The 16,991-nt window shown below is 72.0% G+C and carries 15 protein-coding genes; 6 read left to right on the top strand and 9 right to left on the bottom strand.

Features of this window, described 5'->3' with window-relative positions:
* The first annotated feature begins 23 nt into the window (after window positions 1-23).
* The 4 genes from ACGFNU_RS15635 to ACGFNU_RS15620 all read left to right on the top strand — a co-directional run bounded on the left by ACGFNU_RS15635 (window position 24) and on the right by ACGFNU_RS15620 (window position 3,736).
* Window positions 24-1,595, top strand: a complete 1,572-nt coding sequence (locus ACGFNU_RS15635; RefSeq protein WP_392594017.1) for a benzoate-CoA ligase family protein — start codon at window positions 24-26, stop codon at window positions 1,593-1,595.
* Window positions 1,592-2,452, top strand: coding sequence for an amidohydrolase family protein (locus tag ACGFNU_RS15630; protein WP_392594016.1), 861 nt, complete (start codon window positions 1,592-1,594; stop codon window positions 2,450-2,452). Before ACGFNU_RS15635 ends, ACGFNU_RS15630 begins: the two co-directional genes overlap by 4 nt.
* A gap of 9 nt (window positions 2,453-2,461) precedes the next feature.
* Window positions 2,462-3,304, top strand: coding sequence for a metallophosphoesterase family protein (locus ACGFNU_RS15625; protein WP_392594014.1), 843 nt, complete (start codon window positions 2,462-2,464; stop codon window positions 3,302-3,304).
* An 84-nt stretch (window positions 3,305-3,388) separates the two neighbouring features.
* Window positions 3,389-3,736, top strand: coding sequence for a hypothetical protein (locus ACGFNU_RS15620; RefSeq protein WP_392594012.1), 348 nt, complete (start codon window positions 3,389-3,391; stop codon window positions 3,734-3,736).
* On the opposite strand, the gene ACGFNU_RS15615 is transcribed toward ACGFNU_RS15620, so the two are convergent.
* Genes ACGFNU_RS15615 through ACGFNU_RS15585 form a run of 7 tightly spaced genes read right to left on the bottom strand, consistent with a single transcriptional unit; the run spans window position 3,700 to window position 10,032 of the window.
* Window positions 3,700-5,586 carry an ABC transporter ATP-binding protein gene (locus tag ACGFNU_RS15615; protein WP_392594010.1) on the bottom strand — a complete coding sequence of 629 codons (1,887 nt, stop codon included), beginning with the start codon at window positions 5,584-5,586 and terminating at the stop codon, window positions 3,700-3,702. The genes ACGFNU_RS15620 and ACGFNU_RS15615 overlap by 37 nt on opposite strands.
* Window positions 5,583-6,140 carry a TlpA family protein disulfide reductase gene (locus ACGFNU_RS15610; protein WP_392594008.1) on the bottom strand — a complete coding sequence of 186 codons (558 nt, stop codon included), beginning with the start codon at window positions 6,138-6,140 and terminating at the stop codon, window positions 5,583-5,585. Before ACGFNU_RS15610 ends, ACGFNU_RS15615 begins: the two co-directional genes overlap by 4 nt.
* A gap of 9 nt (window positions 6,141-6,149) precedes the next feature.
* The gene (locus ACGFNU_RS15605) at window positions 6,150-6,662 is read right to left on the bottom strand and encodes a MauE/DoxX family redox-associated membrane protein (RefSeq protein WP_392594907.1); all 513 of its coding nucleotides are present in this window, start codon (window positions 6,660-6,662) and stop codon (window positions 6,150-6,152) included.
* Between the two features lie 4 nt (window positions 6,663-6,666).
* The gene (locus tag ACGFNU_RS15600) at window positions 6,667-7,692 is read right to left on the bottom strand and encodes an MvdC/MvdD family ATP grasp protein (RefSeq protein WP_392594007.1); all 1,026 of its coding nucleotides are present in this window, start codon (window positions 7,690-7,692) and stop codon (window positions 6,667-6,669) included.
* A 3-nt stretch (window positions 7,693-7,695) separates the two neighbouring features.
* Complete coding sequence (locus ACGFNU_RS15595; protein ID WP_392594005.1) at window positions 7,696-7,980, bottom strand: hypothetical protein; 285 nt, start codon at window positions 7,978-7,980, stop codon at window positions 7,696-7,698.
* 21 nt (window positions 7,981-8,001) lie between these two features.
* Entirely contained in the window at window positions 8,002-8,271 is a 270-nt protein-coding gene (locus tag ACGFNU_RS15590) for a hypothetical protein (RefSeq protein ID WP_392594003.1), read from the bottom strand.
* A gap of 27 nt (window positions 8,272-8,298) precedes the next feature.
* The gene (locus ACGFNU_RS15585) at window positions 8,299-10,032 is read right to left on the bottom strand and encodes a BTAD domain-containing putative transcriptional regulator (RefSeq protein WP_392594001.1); all 1,734 of its coding nucleotides are present in this window, start codon (window positions 10,030-10,032) and stop codon (window positions 8,299-8,301) included.
* A gap of 257 nt (window positions 10,033-10,289) precedes the next feature.
* On the opposite strand from ACGFNU_RS15585, the gene polA reads away from it, so the two are divergent.
* The gene (gene polA, locus ACGFNU_RS15580; protein WP_392594000.1) at window positions 10,290-13,007 is read left to right on the top strand and encodes a DNA polymerase I; all 2,718 of its coding nucleotides are present in this window, start codon (window positions 10,290-10,292) and stop codon (window positions 13,005-13,007) included.
* An 18-nt stretch (window positions 13,008-13,025) separates the two neighbouring features.
* Here polA and ACGFNU_RS15575 read toward each other — a convergent pair whose 3' ends face one another.
* Window positions 13,026-14,384, bottom strand: coding sequence for a hypothetical protein (locus ACGFNU_RS15575; RefSeq protein ID WP_392593998.1), 1,359 nt, complete (start codon window positions 14,382-14,384; stop codon window positions 13,026-13,028).
* A gap of 103 nt (window positions 14,385-14,487) precedes the next feature.
* Here ACGFNU_RS15575 and ACGFNU_RS15570 point away from each other — a divergent pair, with 103 nt between their 5' ends.
* Window positions 14,488-16,413 (top strand): amino acid transporter, encoded by a 1,926-nt coding sequence (locus tag ACGFNU_RS15570; RefSeq protein WP_392593996.1) that lies wholly within the window; start codon window positions 14,488-14,490, stop codon window positions 16,411-16,413.
* A gap of 7 nt (window positions 16,414-16,420) precedes the next feature.
* Here ACGFNU_RS15570 and ACGFNU_RS15565 read toward each other — a convergent pair whose 3' ends face one another.
* Window positions 16,421-16,957 (bottom strand): GNAT family N-acetyltransferase, encoded by a 537-nt coding sequence (locus tag ACGFNU_RS15565; RefSeq protein ID WP_392593994.1) that lies wholly within the window; start codon window positions 16,955-16,957, stop codon window positions 16,421-16,423.
* Window positions 16,958-16,991 lie beyond the last annotated feature (34 nt).

The following is a 16,991-nucleotide window of genomic DNA, read 5'->3' as shown; positions in this document are numbered from 1 at the left end:
TGAAGTATGTAGACCATTGCGCCATGGCCGTCTTCGACGCCACGTCCTTCAACGCGAGCACTTATCTCCTCGACGCGAGGCTCGACGAGGGCAAGGGCGAGCACGTCGCCCTCACCGGGCCGCTCGGCACCCTCACCTACCGCGAGCTGGCCGGCCGGGTGCGCGGTCTGGCCGCCGGGTTGCGCGCCCACGACGTCCGGGCCGAGGAACGCGTCGTGCTCTTCATGCCGGACGGGCCCGCGCTGGCCGCGATGATCCTCGCCGTCATGCGGATGGGCGCCGTGGCGGTGCCCGTGTCGACCATGCAGACGGGCAGAGAGCTCGGCTCGGTCCTGCGCGACGCGCGAGCCCGCGTGCTCGTCGCCGGCGCCCCCTTCCTCCTCGTCGCCGAACAGGCCGCGGCGGAGGCCCCCGAGCTGCGCCACGCCGTCATCGACGGCGACGACGAGTTCACGGCCCCCGCCCACGTCGCGCTCCACCGGCTCGACGCCCTCGCTCAGGAGGGGGACGACGGCGACCCGTACGACACGTGGGAAGACTCGTCGGCCCTGTGGCTCTACACCTCGGGCACCACCGGCACCCCCAAGGGAGCCGTCCACCGGCACGCCAACATCCCCCATGTCGCCGAGACGTTCGGGCGTGAGGTCCTCGGCATCACCGCCGCTGACCGCTGCTTCTCGATTCCCAAGCTGTTCTTCGCCTATGGCATAGGCAACTCGCTGTTCTTCCCGATGTCCGTAGGCGCGACCACGATCCTCGACCCCGCCAGGCCGAGCCCTGACTCGGTCGCCCAGCGGATCAGCGAGGACCGCCCGACCCTCTTCTTCGCGGTGCCGACCTTCTACGCGGCGTTGCTCGCCTCCAGCCTGCCCGCCGACACGTTCTCGTCCGTACGGCTGGCGGTCTCGGCGGGGGAGCCGCTGCCGCCCGAGCTGTACCGGCGCTTCACCGAGCGGTTCGACGTCGAGCTGATCGACGGGATCGGCACCACCGAGGCGCTCCACATCTTCATCTCCAACCGGCCCGGCGCGGTACGTCCCGGCACCACGGGCACCCCCGTCCCCGGCTATGACCTGCGGATCGTGGACGCGGACGGGCACGACGCCGAGCCCGGAACGCCCGGATCACTGCTCGTCCGAGGCGAATCCCTGGCCACGGGCTACTGGTGCCGCACCGACACCACAAGACGGGTCTTCGAGGGGCAGTGGCTGCGCACCGGAGACACCTACGTCAGAGACGGCGACGGCTACTTCACCTGCCTCGGCCGGACGAACGACATGCTCAAGGCAGGCGGAATCTGGGTCTCGCCCACCGAGGTCGAAGCCCGCCTGCTCGAACACCCGGCCGTCACGCTCGCCGCCGTCGTCGGACTCCCGGACGCCGACGGCCTGGACAAGCCGGTGGCGTGCGTCGTCCTCAAGGAGGGTACGACCGCCACCCCGGACGAGCTCATCGCCTTCTGCCGGGCCGGGCTCGCCTCGTTCAAACGTCCCCGGGAGGTACTGATCGTCGACAAGCTGCCCACCACCGCCACCGGCAAGCTCCAGCGCTTCGCCGTCCGCGGCGTCGCCGCCGCGCTGCTGGCGGCCCGATGATCGACGGTCACCCGCTCGTGGACGCGCACGTCCACGCCGCGCGCCTGCCCACGCTCCGCCCGGCCTGGCGTGACTGGGCCGAGGAGTTCGGCTCGGGCCACCCGTGGCCCGACCTCTACGACGAGGACGGGACGCTGGTGCCCGAACGCGTCGACGCCTACTTCGAGGCCGAGGGGGTGGACGTGGCGCTCCTGCTGGCCGAGTACAGCCCCAAGGCCACCGGCCTGCAGCCCATCGAAGACCTGCTGCCCCTCACCAAGCACAACCCCCGGCGGTTCAAGCCGATCGCCAACATCAACCCGCACCTGCACCACCCCGTGGACACCGAGCTTGAGCGGCAGCTGGAGTTCGGCGCGGCCGCCCTGAAACTGCATCCCGTCCACGGCGGTTTCTCGCCCGGCGACCCCGCCCTCTATCCGGCCTACCAGGTATGCCGCTCGGCGGGGATACCGGTGGTGATCCACTGCGGTACGAGCTCGTTCCCGGGATCGGAGAACAAGTACGCCGACCCCGTGCTTCTGGACAACGTCCTGCGCGACTTCCCCGGCCTGCCGATCGTGCTCGCGCACGGCGGCCGTGGCTGGTGGTACGACGCGGCCGCCTTCCTCGCTCTCGCCCATGACAATGTCTGGATCGAGCTGTCGGGCCTGCCGCCCCGCCGGCTGCCCGAATACTACGCCCGCCACAATCTGGCCAGGCTCTCCAGGAAGTTCATCTTCGGCACCGACTGGCCCGGCGTTCCGGGCGTCGCCCGCAACGCGCGCGCGATCGCCGCGGCCCTCGGCCTCGACGACGAGACCGCCGCCCTCGTCCACGGCGGCAACGCCCTCGAGGTCTATGCGGGGCTCACCCTTTAGGATCCGCGCATGGGCGACCTCTACGCGATCAGCGACCTGCACGTGGGATTCGAGGACAACCGGGCGTTCGTGGCCGGCCTCCGGCCCGCCGCCGAGGACGACTGGCTCATCGTGGCGGGCGACGTCGCCGAGACCGTCGCCGACATCGCGTGGGCACTGCGCACGCTGCGGGAACGGTTCGCCAAGGTGATCTGGGTGCCGGGCAACCACGAGCTGTGGACCACCAAGGACGATCCCGTCCAGTTGCGCGGAGACGCCCGCTACCGGCACCTGGTCCAGCTCTGCCGGGACATGGACGTGGTGACGCCCGAGGATCCCTATCCCGTCTGGGAGGGGCCGGACGGGCCGGTGACGGTCGCGCCGCTGTTCCTGCTGTACGACTACACGTTCCGCCCGGAAGGCGCGTCCAACAAGAAGGAGGCGCTGGAGATCGCGTACGCGGCGGGCGTCGTGTGCACGGACGAGAAGTTCCTCCACCCGGACCCGTATCCCACCCGCGACGCCTGGTGCGACGCCCGCCTCACCGAGACCGAACGCCGCCTGGCCGCCCTCCCCGAGGGCACCCGTACCGTCCTCGTCAACCACTTCCCGATGACGCGGGAGCCCACCGAGGTCCTCTGGTATCCCGAGTTCGCCCAGTGGTGCGGCACCGTGCGCACCGCGGACTGGCACGTGCGGTACGGCGCGGTCGCGGTCGTGTACGGCCACCTCCACATCCCGCGGACGATCTGGAGCGACGGCGTCCCCTTCGTGGAGGTGTCGGTCGGCTACCCGAGGGAGTGGCGCAAGCGCGGCAAGACCCCGATCGGGCCACGCCGGATTCTGCCCCCCGAGGAGCGAAAGGGACCTTAGTCGCTAAGGGGTGGGTCGTCCGGGTCCGGACCAAAGGCCCTGTGGCGGCTGTGCACGGCGGTTCCGGGGCGTACAAAGGAGAGGGTGCTGGAGCCGGCGGCGGGAGGAACCATGGACGGCGGGCAGGCACACGAACTGGTGGCGCGGGCGCTCGGGAGATTCGCCCCCGGCCTCGACGTGCGGACCCTGGACGACCGGGCCGATCTGCGCGACGTACTCGCGCTCGACTCCATCGACTTCCTCATCTTCGTCGACCTGATGGGCAAGCACGTCGGCCACCTGATCCAGGAGTACGACCACCCGGTCCTCACGACCGTGGGCGGCTGCGTCGACTACCTGTGCGAGCACGCTCAGGCGCGGGAGCACCCCCGGGTACGGGCGCACCGCGGTGACTCCTACTGCCGCACCTGGTCTCCGGCCGTGTCCCGGTAGCCGTCTCCGGCCGTGTCCCGGTAGCCCGAGGCCTGCAGGCCGAACAACCGGGCGTACAGGCCGCCGTGGCGGAGGAGCGCGGCGTGCGTGCCCTCCTCGGTCACGGCGCCGCCGGACAGCACGACGATCGCGTCGGCGTCGCGGACCGTGCTGAGCCGGTGCGAGATCAGCAGGCTGGTGCGGCCGTCGCGGTGCGCGCGCAGCCGCCGGTGCACCTCGTGCTCGGCCTCCGCGTCGAGTCCCGAGCTCGGCTCGTCGAGGATGAGCAGGTCGGCGTCGTCGCGGAGCAGGGCCCTGGCGATGGCGACCCGCTGCCACTGGCCGCCCGACAGCAGCACCCCGCCGGCGGGATCGTCGTGGTCCAGGGGGTCGAACGTCCGCGACAGCATCGTCTCGTAGCCGCGAGGGAGATCGGCCAGGGTGTCATGGCAGCCCGCCCGCCGCGCCGCGTCGATCACCCGGGCCCGGCCGGCGGGGTCCCATTCGTCCAGGGCGGCGACGGGCAGGACGGCGGGGTCGCCGACGCCGATGTTCTCGGCCGCGCTGAAGTCGTACGCCATGAAGTCCTGGAAGACGCTGCCGATGCGGCGCCGCAGCTCGTCCACCGGGAGCTCCCGCAGGTCGACGCCGTCCCACAGCACGGCCCCGCGCGTCGGGTCGTAGAACCGGCACAGCAGCTTGACCAGCGTGCTCTTGCCCCCGCCGTTCGGGCCGACGAGCGCGGTCGCCCGTCCCGCGGGGATCGTCAGGTCGACGCCGCGCAGAGCCCACGGCAGCTCGTCGCCGTAGCGGAACCACACGTCGCGCAGCTCGATCCCCTTCTCCAGCGGCCGGACGGACGGCCGTGACCCGTTCACGGGCACCGGCTCGGGAAGATCCGGTCCCGCGCCGACCACGAACCGGTAGTGGCCGAACAGCACCATCGCCTCGTGCACCCGCCCCACGCCGTGGATCACGATCGCGAGCCCGTTCTGCACGCCCGCCGTCGCCAGGATGAACATCGACACGTCGCCGATCGTCAGGCGCCCGGCGCGGGCCGCGGTCACGGCCCAGACCAGCCCGGCGCCCGCGACGGCCGCGCCGAGGGTCCCGTGCACCCCCTGGACCAGCAGCTCGCGGCGGCCCAGCCTGCGGTGACCGGCGTTGATCCGCCGCAGTTCGGCCAGCATCCGGGCGCCGAAGAGCCCGCCCAGGCCGTACAGGCGCACCTCCTTGGCGGCGCTGACGCTCGTCAGGAGCTGAGCGAAGAAGAACTCGCGGCGGGACGCCTGGCCCAGCCTCCCGATCATCTCTGCTCGGTACCCGCTCAGCCGCACCTGGCCGTTCAGCGCGATCGCCCCGGCGGCCAGGACGGGCACCAGCATCCAGGGGTTGAGCACGGTGAGCGTCGCGACGAACCCGGCCAGCGTGAGAAGCCCCTGGGCGCCGCCGAGTGCGCCGCCGACGACGTCCGACGGGCCGGTCGGCCCGGCCTGCGTCGCGAGGGCGATCCGGTCGTGGAAGCGCGGATCCTCGAAGCGGCGCAGCCCCGGCATCCCTGCGATCGCCGCGTACAGCCGCCCGCGGGCGACGAGGCCGATCGCCCGCTCCAGCTCGCCCTCCAGGTACTGCGCCGCCTCGGGGAGGAACGCGGCGGCGACGCCCGCGAGCGCGAGCAGCAGGACGGGGACCGTCAGCGACGCCCCCGGCGCGGCCAGCCGGTCCAGCACGAGCTTCGTCTGCCAGGCGACCACCACGGGCACGGCGCTGCCCGCCAGGGCGAGCGCGACGCGGCCGAGCAGCCGGCCGCGCCCGGCCGACCAGGCGATCTCCGTCGCCGCCGCCAGCGACGACGCGGCCGGGCGGATCATGCGGGCGCGGCGTCCGGGATCTGCTCGGGCTCGGTGTGGCTGGAGACCATCCGGCCGTCCGACAGCAGGGCGAACGCGGGCAGTCCGATGACCCCGAACGCCTGCACGAGCGGCCCGGCCTCCACCTGCTCGGTCAGCACGCGGGCCACGGGCGCGAGCTTCTCGCGCAGCTCCATGCCGAGCTTCGGGGTGCCCATGACGACGACCAGCACGTGGTCGCGGCCGCCGGGCGCCTGCTCGGCGCGTTCGAGGAACGAGGGCACGGCGAAGTCGCACGCCTGGCAGCCGGGCGCGAGGAACGCCACCAGCGTCGGCCCGGTCAGGTCGGTGTGCGACACGGTCGATCCGTCCACGGCGGTGACCTCGAACGGCCCGATCCTGGCGCCGGGCTGCACGGTCATCGGCCGCGCGTCCCCGCCGGGGCCGCCGGGCCCGCCGATGCCGGCCGCCGGGCGCTGGAGGTCGCCGAGCCGCCGCACGATGCCGAGGGTCAGCGCGATGTTGATCAGGCTGAGCGCGCCGATCAGCGTCATGGCGGCCGCCGAGTAGGACATGGGAACTCCTCACGAGCGGTAGAGGGCGACGATCTCTTCCAGATTGATCAGCAGCAGCGCGACCGTCCCGCCTGCCACGGCGGCGAGGAGGGTCGCCCCCTCCACCGGTGGAGGGGTGGCGTCCGCGGCGGTCAGCACGCCGCCCGCCGCCGCGACGGCGAGCAGTGCCCCGTTGCGGAGCAGGTGCAGGACGCCGGGCGGGCGCCGGCCCTTGCCGAAGCACCGGCAGGGCACCCCGACGCGGCGCCGCATCATCGAGCGCACGCCCGCCGAGAAGGCGACGAGGAGCAGGACGGCAGACACGAATCCCGCCAGGGCCAGCGCGGGGACGAGCACGGCCACGGCGGTCGCCGCCTCCAGCGCGACCAGCCCGGCCGCCACCGGTGCCGCCGCGTGCGCCGGGACCGCCGCGGCCGACGAGAGCCAGCCGCGGAAGTCCGTGAACGCCGCCCGCCCGCCGGCCTTGGCCGCCGCGGAGTAGGCGAAGGTGACCGCGACGACCGCCTGGCAGGCGAACGCCAGCTGGTCAGTAGCCGATTTGGGTCACCTCTCCCCGGGTGAACGGGCCGCCCCGCATGAGCAGGTCCGCGAAATGGTCGCCCATGGGGATGCCGAGGTCGTGCTGCATCCACATGAACTGCCCCATCGGGTTGACCTCGAGGAAGACGTACTCGCCGGACGGGGTGACGATGAAGTCCACGGCGGCGTAGACCGCGCCGAGCTCGGTCAGCAGCGCCTGGGTCTTCTTGATGACCTCTTCGGGCAGCGGGCGGTACGGGCCGTAGGGCATCTCGGTGGTCTCGCCCCGCCAGTCCACGCGCGTGTTGTCACGTTCCTGGGAACTGATCGTGACCGGGATGTAGGTGTCGCCCATGACCGTCAGCCGCACCTCGTAGGCCTTCTCGATGTACTCCTGGAACATGCACATCGTGTGGCCGACCCGGTCGAGGTTCTCCCGGATCTCGTCCCCGACCACGGTGGTCAGCAGGCCGGCGGGGAAGGCGCCCGGATAGTGGATGACGCCTCCGGTGAACGCCTTGTAGACGATGGGCCCGTCGGAGGCGTCGAGGAGGTCGACGACCTCCTGCGGATCGTTGGTGATCAGGGTGCGCGGCACGCGCAGCCCCAGCCGCTTGGCGAGTTCCAGCTGGAACGGCTTGAGCTCGCCGACGGCGTCGACGTCGGGACGGTTGACCCACAGGCAGTTCGTCGCCCGCAGGATGCCGCCCACGCCCTGCATGGCCTCGCGGCGCGCGAACTCGCCCTCCGCCTTGCCCATGTCGGGACCGAAGTCGAACGCGGTCGGCCGGCGGTACCAGACGGCCGTCAGCTCGTCGAGATCGACCTCGCGGCCGGCCTCGGTGTCGCGCAGCGTCCGCCGCGGCGTGTCGCCGAGATCGGAGGTCGTCAGTCGCATCCGGCGCGGGAAGTAGCTGAGGTCGACGCGCACGACCCGGGCCCCACGCTCCGACAGCGCGGTGATCACGGGATCGACGGTCAGATCGAATTCCTGGGTCAGGATCAGGACACAGGGGCCCGGGTTCGCGGTCATCGTCTACGCGCAGCTGTCGTCGTAGCAGGAGTCGGTGTTGTAGCAGTACGTCCTCGTGTAGGTGACGGTGCCGGCGGTGGGCATGCCGGGCGGGGAGACCCAGGTCTGGGTGTCGCCGTCGAAGTAGCCGAAGTCGGCCGCCGCCGGTACGCCGTCCCACTTGGAGTAGAGGTAGGCCAGCGGCTGGTCGCTCTGGTCGGCCGGCGGACGGAAGTCCGGGTCGATGAAGTGGCCGTCGGTGAACGACCGCGCCATCAGCAGCGGGTCACGGGTGAGAGTGTCGGACATGGAACCCTCCTTCTTCGCCGGTCACTCCGGCGACAGCGGTTCGGTGATCCCGGTGATTCCGGTCAGCTCGCCGGAGAAGGACCACACGAGCTTGAGCTCGTCGAAATGGCCGGCGGCGAAGCTGACGTCGCGCTCCGGCATTCCGTCGAAGACGTGTTCGTAGAGATAGGCGAGGGGAACGCCGGCACCGGTCCGCCTGCTCTCGCGGAGCTCCGCGGGGACCGCCCGCACGACGAGCGAACCGTCCCGCAGCTCAGGTGGATCGAAGCGGATGAACGAGCCGGAGATCACGAGCAGAATCCTGGCCGAGCACCGCTTTCAGAACGCTCTCAGTTCGCTCTCAGCCCCGTTCGCCGCGCTCCGTCCACCGCCCCGGGCACGTTCCAGCGCATAGAGCCGCACGAGGCCGGCGAGCGCGTAACGCGGCTCACCGTCCGGCTCCTCGCCGACGGCGTCGGCGAGCCCGGCGTCGGCGAGCGCCTCCAGATGGGCCGCCGCCGACTCGGCCGAGATGTCCAGCAGGACGCCCGCGGAGCAGGCCGGGAAGCCGGTCGCCGGAAGGCTCCCGAGCCGGCTGAACGTCTCCCGGTGGGCGACGGCGAGGTCCCGGTAGGCCGAGTCCAGGGACGCCCGTACGGCCAGGCCGTGGACGGCGAGCTCGGTCAGCCGCCGATCCGGGTCGCGCAACCGCCGCGCGAGGCCCGCCGCGCTCGTCCCCGGCCGCATCGCGAGCCGCGCCCCCGCGATGCGCACGGCCAGGGGGAGCCGGTCGCACAGCCGCACGAGCTCGGCCGCCGCGGGATCGGCCGCCAGCTCCGGCCGCCCGGAGACCCGGCAGAGCAGCCGGACGGCCTCGTCCACGTCCGGTGGGCCGAGCCTCAGCAGGCGAGCCCCGGCCAGGCCCGCGAGCCAGGTACGGGAGGTGACGAGGACGGCGCACCCGGCCGCGCCGGGCACGAGCGGGCGGACCTGCGCCTCGTCGGCGGCGTCGTCGAGCACCACCAGGAGTTTCCGGCCGGCCGTCCGTGACCGGTACAGCGCGACCCGTTCGTCGAACGAGTGCGGAATCGCTTCCTCGTCCACCCCCAGTGCGCGCAGGAATCTCCCGAGGACGACGTACGGGTCGGATCCGCGCAGGTCGGCGTAGAGCTGCCCGCTGGCGTACAGCGGGGCCATCCGGTGCGCGAGGTGGACCGCCAGTGCCGTCTTGCCGACTCCCGGCCCTCCGTTGACGGCGAAGACGAGCGGCCCGCGTCCGGTGAGCATCGGATCGGAGACGACCTCGATCTCGTGGTGGCGGCCGGTGAAGTCGGGCACGTCCGGGGGCAGCTGCATCGGGGCGGGAACGAACCGGCCGTCCTGCTGCAACGCCGCCGCGTGGGCGCTCCGCATCTCCTCGGACGGGCTGATCCCGAGGTCGTCGGCGAGCCGCTCACGGACCCGTTCGACCTGCCGAAGCGCCTCCGCGTGGCGGCCGGCGGACGACAGCAGCCGGACGAGCCGCGCCTGCAACGGCTCGTCGTAGGGCGCGGCGGCGGCGACCTCCTCCACCAGGGCGACGACGTCCGCCGACCGCCCGAGCCGGAACGCCAGGTCGGCGAGGGCCGCCGCGGCGTCGACACGGGCCTGCTCCAGCGCGCGGACGGCCGGGTCGGCGGCCAGCCAGTCGGGCCGTCCGCCGAGCACCGGGCCGCGCCACTCGCCGAGGGCGGCGGACAGCAGCGCGAGACGGCGGTCGGGATCGCCGGAGGCGCCGGCCCGCACCCGCGCCTGGAACCGGGTGAGATCGACCGCCTCGGCGGGCACCACGAGCCGGTATCCCGATCCTGAGTGCTCCAGGCGGTACTGCGGCCCGCCCACATTCTTCAACCAGCTCCGCAGGCGGTGGACGGCGCATTGGAGGGCTCTGCGCGTACCGCGTTCGCCCCAGGCCAGTTCGAGGAGCCGGGCTTCCCCCACGATGTCGCTGGGCGAGAGAAGTAACGCACCGAGCAGATGGCGGAGGCTCGGCCCAGGGAGCGGCACGTTGACGCCATCGGAGCGGACGACCATCTCGCCCAGGATGAGTAACTCCGGGCCTGTACGTCTCGTGCCCGGTTCCTCCACCGGAGCCGCTCCCGCCACGAGCCGCCCGCCCGCCATGTAATGGCGGTACAGGGTCGGATATGGCGCCCGGAGGGATGTGACGGTTCTGCTGTTCGCACAGTCGACCATCGGCTGCCTTCCCCAAGCATGACCTTGAGCCAAACTAAGGTCGGTTTCGGGGACGGTACAAGTCCCTTGTCGGAGGCACCTGCGAGGATGGGGACATGACCGACCGGCCCCGCCTGCTGCTCCTCGACGGCCACTCGCTGGCCTACCGGGCCTTCTACGCGCTGCCCGTGGAGAACTTCACCACCACCGCGGGCCAGCCGACGAACGTGGTCTACGGGTTCGCCAACATGATGGCCAACGTGCTGCGCGACGAGCGGCCCACCCATGTCGGGGTCGCGTTCGACGTGTCCCGGCAGACGTTCCGCAGCGAGGCTTTCCCGGACTACAAGGCCAACCGGTCGCGGTCGACGGACGAGTTCCACAGCCAGATGAAGGTCCTCGGCGACCTGCTCGCGGCGATGAACGTGACCACGCTGCGGGTGCCGGGCTTCGAGGCGGACGACGTGATCGCCACGCTGGCCACGTCGGCGGAGGCGGCGGGTCACGAGGTGCTGATCGTCACGGGCGACCGCGACGTGATCCAGCTCGTCAGCGACGACGTCACGGCGCTCTACTTCTACCGGACCGCCGCGGAGATGATCCGCTACACCCCGGCGGCGGTCGAGGAGAAGTACGGCCTGACCCCGCGCCAGTACCCCGACTTCGCTGCGCTGCGCGGCGACCCGTCGGACAACCTGCCGAGCATCCCCGGCATCGGTGAGAAGACCGCCGCCAGGTGGATCCGCGAGTTCGGGTCGCTGGCGGCGCTGACGGAGCGGGCCGGCGAGGTCAAGGGCAAGGCCGGCGAGAAGCTGCGCGACGCGATGGAGACCGTGCTGCTCAACAGGCGCCTCACCGAGCTGGTCCGCGACGTCGAGCTGCCGGTGGGGCTCGACGATCTGCTGCGCAAGCCGTACGACCTCCCGGCCTTCACCCGGCTTCTGGACGAGCTGGAGTTCCGCAACGCGAGCCTGCGCCAGCGGCTCTTTGCGGCTGATCCAGGAGATGGCACGGCACACGAGGCCGCGGGCGAGGCAGGCTCGGCCGGAGGTGGCCAAGCCGACGACACGGCTCCGCTCAAGGGACGCGAGCTGGGCCCGGACGAGCTGGCGGACTGGCTGCGGACCAGGGCCGGAGCCGGGACGGCGGGCACGGCGGCAGGCATGGCGGCGGGCACGGAGGCCGCGCCGGTCGGCCTCGCCGCCGAGACCACCTGGGTACGCGGCGCGGGCGACGTCCTGCGGATCGCGCTCGCCACCGGCGACGGCTACGCGGCCGCCTTCGAGCCCGCGCGGCTCACCGAGGCCGACGAGCAGGCCTTCACCGGCTGGCTCGCCGACCCTGGCCGGCCCAAGGCGCTGCACGACGTGAAGTCCCTGCTGCGCTGCTTCGCCGAGCGCGGCTGGCGGGTGGAGGGCATCGCCACCGACACCGCGATGGCGGCCTATCTGCTGCTGCCCGGGCTGGCCGCGTACGGCATCGCCGATCTCGCGGCCCGCCATCTCGGCTACCGGCCGCCCGCCGAGGGCGCCGCCGGGCTGATGGTGCAGGCGCGCGCCGTCCTCGAGCTGGCCGGCCGCTTCACCGAGGAGCTCGGCTCGACGGGGATGGCCGGGATCCTGCACGACGTGGAGCTGCCGCTGTCGGCGTTGCTCGCCCGGGTCGAGCGGACGGGGGTCTTCGTCGGCGACGCGCTGCTCCGCGAGCTGGAGAAGCAGTTCACCGGCGCGATGGAACGCGCCGCCGACGACGCCGCCGAGATCGCCGGGCACCCGTTCAACCCGGGCTCGACCAAGCAGCTCCAGGAGGTGCTCTTCGGCGAGCTCGGGCTGCCCAGGACCAAGAAGATCAAGTCGGGCCACTCGACCGACGTGGACGCGCTGAAGTGGCTCGCCACCCAGACCGGCAACGGGCTGCCGGAGATCCTGCTGCACCATCGCGACCAGTCCCGGCTGCGCATGACGGTGGCCGGGCTGATCCGCGAGATCGGCGCCGACGGCCGCATCCACACCACGTTCCAGCAGGCCGTGGCCGCCACCGGACGGCTGACCTCGATCGAGCCCAACCTTCAGGTCATCCCGATCCGCACCGAGGAGGGGCGGCGCATCCGGCAGGCGTTCCTGCCCGGCGAGGGCTACGAGGCCCTGCTGACCGCCGACTACCGCCAGCTCGAGCTGCGGATCATGGCGCATCTCTCGCAGGACCCGACGCTGCTCTCGGCCTTCGAGTCCGGCGAGGACCTGCACACCACCATGGCCGCGCAGGTCTTCGCCGTCGCGCCGGAGGCGGTCACCGCCGACATGCGCCGCAAGATCAAGGCGATGTCGTACGGACTGGCCTACGGCCTGTCGGCGTTCGGCCTGGCCAAGCAGCTGGGCATCGCGGTGTCCGAGGCCAAGCCCCTGATGGAGGCCTACTTCGAGCGGCTCGGCGGCCTCCGCGACTATCTCGACCACGTGGTCGAGGAGGCCCGCCACACCGGCTACACCCAGACGATCCTCGGCCGCCGCCGCTACCTGCCGCATCTCGGCAGCGACAACCGGCAGCGCCGCGAGACCGCCGAGCGGATGGCGCTCAACGCGCCCATCCAGGGGTCCGCCGCCGACATCGTCAAGATCGCGATGCTCCGGGTGGACGGCGCCCTCACCGCCGCCGGGCTGCGCAGCCGGCTCCTCCTCCAGGTCCACGACGAGGTCGTGCTCGAAGTGGCGCCGGGCGAGCGGGAGCAGGTCGCCGAGCTCGTCCACGACCGGCTGACCACGGCCTATCCGCTCACCGTGGGCCTTGAGGTCGCCCTCGGCACCGGCCGTGACTGGGACGCCGCCGCTCACTGATCATTCAGGTGACGCGGCTCATTCGTCCGACGCGGCGCCGGGCTTGCGGGTCATCCGGTAGTGGAGCACCAGGAACGGGAGGCCGAAGACCGAGAAGGCGTGCTCGGCCCGGAGTTCGCCGTCCCGCACGTAGACGTCGAGCTTCTCGGCGAAACCGTGCACCGCCAGGGTGGTGAGGTCACGTGTCTCGGCGTCGATATAGGTCAGGTAGTGACCGGGCTGGTCGAGGTCGCTCTGGCTGGTGAGCACCAGGCCGCCGCCCGGCCGGGCCCGAGGCACGAGCGTGGCGGTGAAGCTGGCCTGCGGCAGCGGGAAGCCGACGCTGACGTATCCGCGGCCGTCGTGCCGGTAGGTCGTGTAGATGCCGACGTAGATGGGCTCGTCGGTGTCGGCGAAGGAGCGGATCCAGCCGCGGACGGTCACGACGTCGCTCTGGTCGGGGACGATCGTGTCGATGCGGCTGCGCATCCCGCGCTGGACGTCGCGCTGGTTCATGGGCACGTTGGCCTGGCCGAGGGGGCGGGCGAGGAACGTGCGGTAGAGCAGGTATCCGGGCCGCACCCACAGCCGCCACTCGGGGACGATGTCGAGGGTGAAGCGGGAGGTGTGCTCGTAGAACTCCCGTACCCGCGGATGCACCTCGCCCGGATCGAAGCCGGGCCCGGCGAGTTCGTCGAGCGCGGCCACGATGCCGACGTCCGGGGTGTCGGGCGTGTAGGCGCCGCCCATCACCTTGGCCAGCTCCCGGACGTAGCCCGTGCCGACATACCGGGACCGTGCCTCCAGGGGGACCACGAACGGCAGATCCTTCACCCGTTCGGCCACGAGGCTGACCTGCGCGTCCCGGAACAGCAACGCCGACAGCACCCGGAACGAGACGACCGCGGTGGCGGCCGCCGCCGCGCCGGAGGCCGCCGTCGCCCGGGAGGCGGCCCTCGTTCCGGCGCCCGTCGTCCCGGAAGCCGCCGCAGGGCCGTGGTGCCGCGACGCGTACGCCTTGCCGACCGCCGCGCCGAGCACGGGACCGAGGGCGACCTTCTGCGGCCGGACGCCCAGCGCGCCCGCGATCGCGCCCGCCGCCGTGCCCACCGGAAGAGGCCCGGCCCCCAGGCGCCCGGCCGCCCAGCCGAGCGGCGCGCTGAGCGCGCCGCTCATCGCGATCCGCTGCCAGAGCGCGGGGATCTCACCGGGACGCTGCCGCGACCGCGCCACGACCTCGGCCGCGCCCAGCCCGATCGCGCCCGCGGCCGCGGCCGCCAGCGCCGTCTTCGTCCCGCGATGCCCCGTGAGGGTCGCGCCCGCGAGACCGCCGATGGCGCCGGCGATCGCGGCCGCCGTCATCAGGTCATCGCCACCGCGTGATCGATCGTTTGCCACAACCGCAACCTACTCCTCCGGACGCCCCCGATCGCACCAGGTGAGGAGCGCAGTAGGGTGTCGTGTCCCATTTTGACGTTCGTGAGGTCGGTGACCGCGAGTGGTGAACGAGTCCTCGCAGCAGGCGACCGGTTCGGCCATGCGGCGATGGCTGCTGCAGGGCCACTTTCGCCCTGTCCGCGGCAAGAAGGCGCTCGGGCCGCACCACGAGCAGGTGCAGCACAAGCAGCACCGCTGGTGGCAGGTCATGTGCCTCACGGGGGTCGACTACTTCTCGACCCTGGGGTACCAGCCAGGCATCGCGGCGCTGGCGGCCGGTGCGCTCAGCCCCATCGCCACGCTGCTGCTGGTGGCGCTGACCCTGTTCGGCGCGCTGCCGGTCTACCGGTCGGTGGCGGGCCAGAGCCCGCACGGGCTGGGCTCGCTGTCGATGCTGGAGAAGCTGCTCCCCGGCTGGCGCGGCAAGCTGCTGGTGCTGTTCCTGCTGGGCTTCGTCGCGACCGCGTTCATCGTGACCATCACGCTGTCGGCGGCGGACGCCACCGCGCACGTCCTGCACAACCCGTTCGTGCCGGATTTCATGGGGGGCTGGCAGATTCCGGTCACGCTCGTCCTGATCGCCGCGCTGGGCGCGGTCTTCCTGGTCGGGTTCAGCGAGGCCATCTCGATCGCCGTGGTGCTGGTCATCGTCTACCTGTCGCTGAACGTCGTGGTCGTGGGGAACGCGCTGACCAAGGTCATCGGCGATCCCGGACTGGTCACCGACTGGCGGCACGTCCTGGAGGCCGAGCACTCCAGCCCGGTCGCGATGATCGCGGTCTCGCTGTTCGTGATGCCGAAGCTGGCGCTCGGCCTGTCCGGGTTCGAGACGGGCGTGGCGGTGATGCCGCTGGTCAAGGGCGCGGTGGCGGAACGGATCGCGGGCGCCCGCAAGCTGCTCACCACGGCGGCGCTCATCATGAGCGTCTTCCTCATCACCTCCAGCTTCGCCACCACGGTGCTGATCCCCGAGAAGGAGTTCGAGGAGGGCGGCAAGGCCAACGGGCGCGCCCTGGCCTATCTGGCCCACGAGAATCTCGGCGACTGGTTCGGCACGGCCTACGACATCAGCACGATCGCGATCCTGTGGTTCGCCGGGGCGTCGGCGATGGCCGGGCTGATCAACATCGTGCCGCGCTACCTGCCGCGCTACGGCATGGCCCCGGACTGGACGCGCGCCACCCGCCCGATGGTCCTGGTCTTCACCGTCGTCTCGTTCGGCATCACCTTCCTGTTCGGAGCGGAGGTCGAGGCGCAGGGCGGCGCGTACGCGACCGGGGTGCTCGCGCTGATCCTGTCCGCCGCGGTCGCCGTCACGCTGGCGGCCTGGAAGCAGGGCCGCCGCGGTCCGATGATCGCCTTCGGCGCGGTCTCGCTGATCTTCTCCTACGCCACCGTCGCCAATATCATCGAGCGGCCGGACGGGCTCGTGATCGCGCTGCTGTTCTGCGTGGCGATCGTGGTGACCTCGCTGGTCTCCCGCGCGACCCGGTCCACCGAGCTGCGCGCCACCGAGATCACCTTCGACGACACCGCCCGCCGGTACCTCGCCGAGTGCGGCGAGATCCGCTTCATCGCGAACGAGCCCGACGAGCGCGACCACCGCGAGTACGCGGACAAGGCGCGGGAGGCCTGGGAGCTGCATCGCCTCCGCTCGGCCGAGGGCGTGCTGTTCCTGGAGGTCACGGTCTCCGACGCCTCGGAGTTCGAGACCGCGCTGCATGTCACCGGTGAGGAGGTCCACGGCTACCGCGTCCTGCGCCTGGAGAGCCCGAGCATCTCCAACGGCATTGCCGCCGTCCTGCTGCACGCCCGCGACGAGACCGGCAGGCTGCCGCACATCTACTTCCACTGGGCCGAGGGCAATCCCATAGGCGCGCTGCTGCGCTACCTGGTCTTCGGCGGGGGCGACGTTCCGCCCCTCACCCGGGAGATCCTGCGGCAGGCCGAGCCGGAGATCGAACACCGCCCCGTCGTCCACGTCGGCTGACGCGCGCTCAGATCCCGGCCAGATCCCGGCCCGCGGTGGGGCTGCGGCGTTCCAGAAGGACGACGTCCCGCCAGCGGTCGCGGTGCCGGACGAAGCGTTCGCGGGTGCCGACCGTGCGGAAACCGGCGCGCTGGTGGAGGCGCAGGCCACCCGCGTTCTCCGGGAAGACGCCCGACTGGAGGGTCCAGATTCCGGCCGCCTCGGTCGAACGGATGAAAGTGCCGAGGAGCGCCGTGCCTATGCCCTGGCGTTGTGCGCCTGGACGCACGTAGACGGAATGTTCGACGACTCCGGTGTAGACGCAGCGTCCGGAGACGGGGGTCGCGGCGATCCAGCCGAGGAGGTCACGGGTCGTGGCGTCGACGGCGGCGAAGCGGTGGCCGGGCAGCCGCGCCCCGTCGAACGCCTGCCATGTCGGGGCGGCGGTCTCGAAGCCGGCGTGCCCCGTGTCGAGCCCCGCCTGGTAGATGGCCAGGACGTCGGAGGCGTCGGCGGGCAGCATGGGCCGGATCGAGACCTGGCTGTGGAGTCCGGTCTCGTTCATCGTCCATCGAACGATAGACCAGCCCGATGTCTCC

This window comes from Spirillospora sp. NPDC048911 (assembly GCF_043198015.1).
Lineage (GTDB): Bacteria > Actinomycetota > Actinomycetes > Streptosporangiales > Streptosporangiaceae > Spirillospora.
This window is presented reverse-complemented; position numbering and strand designations above follow the sequence as displayed.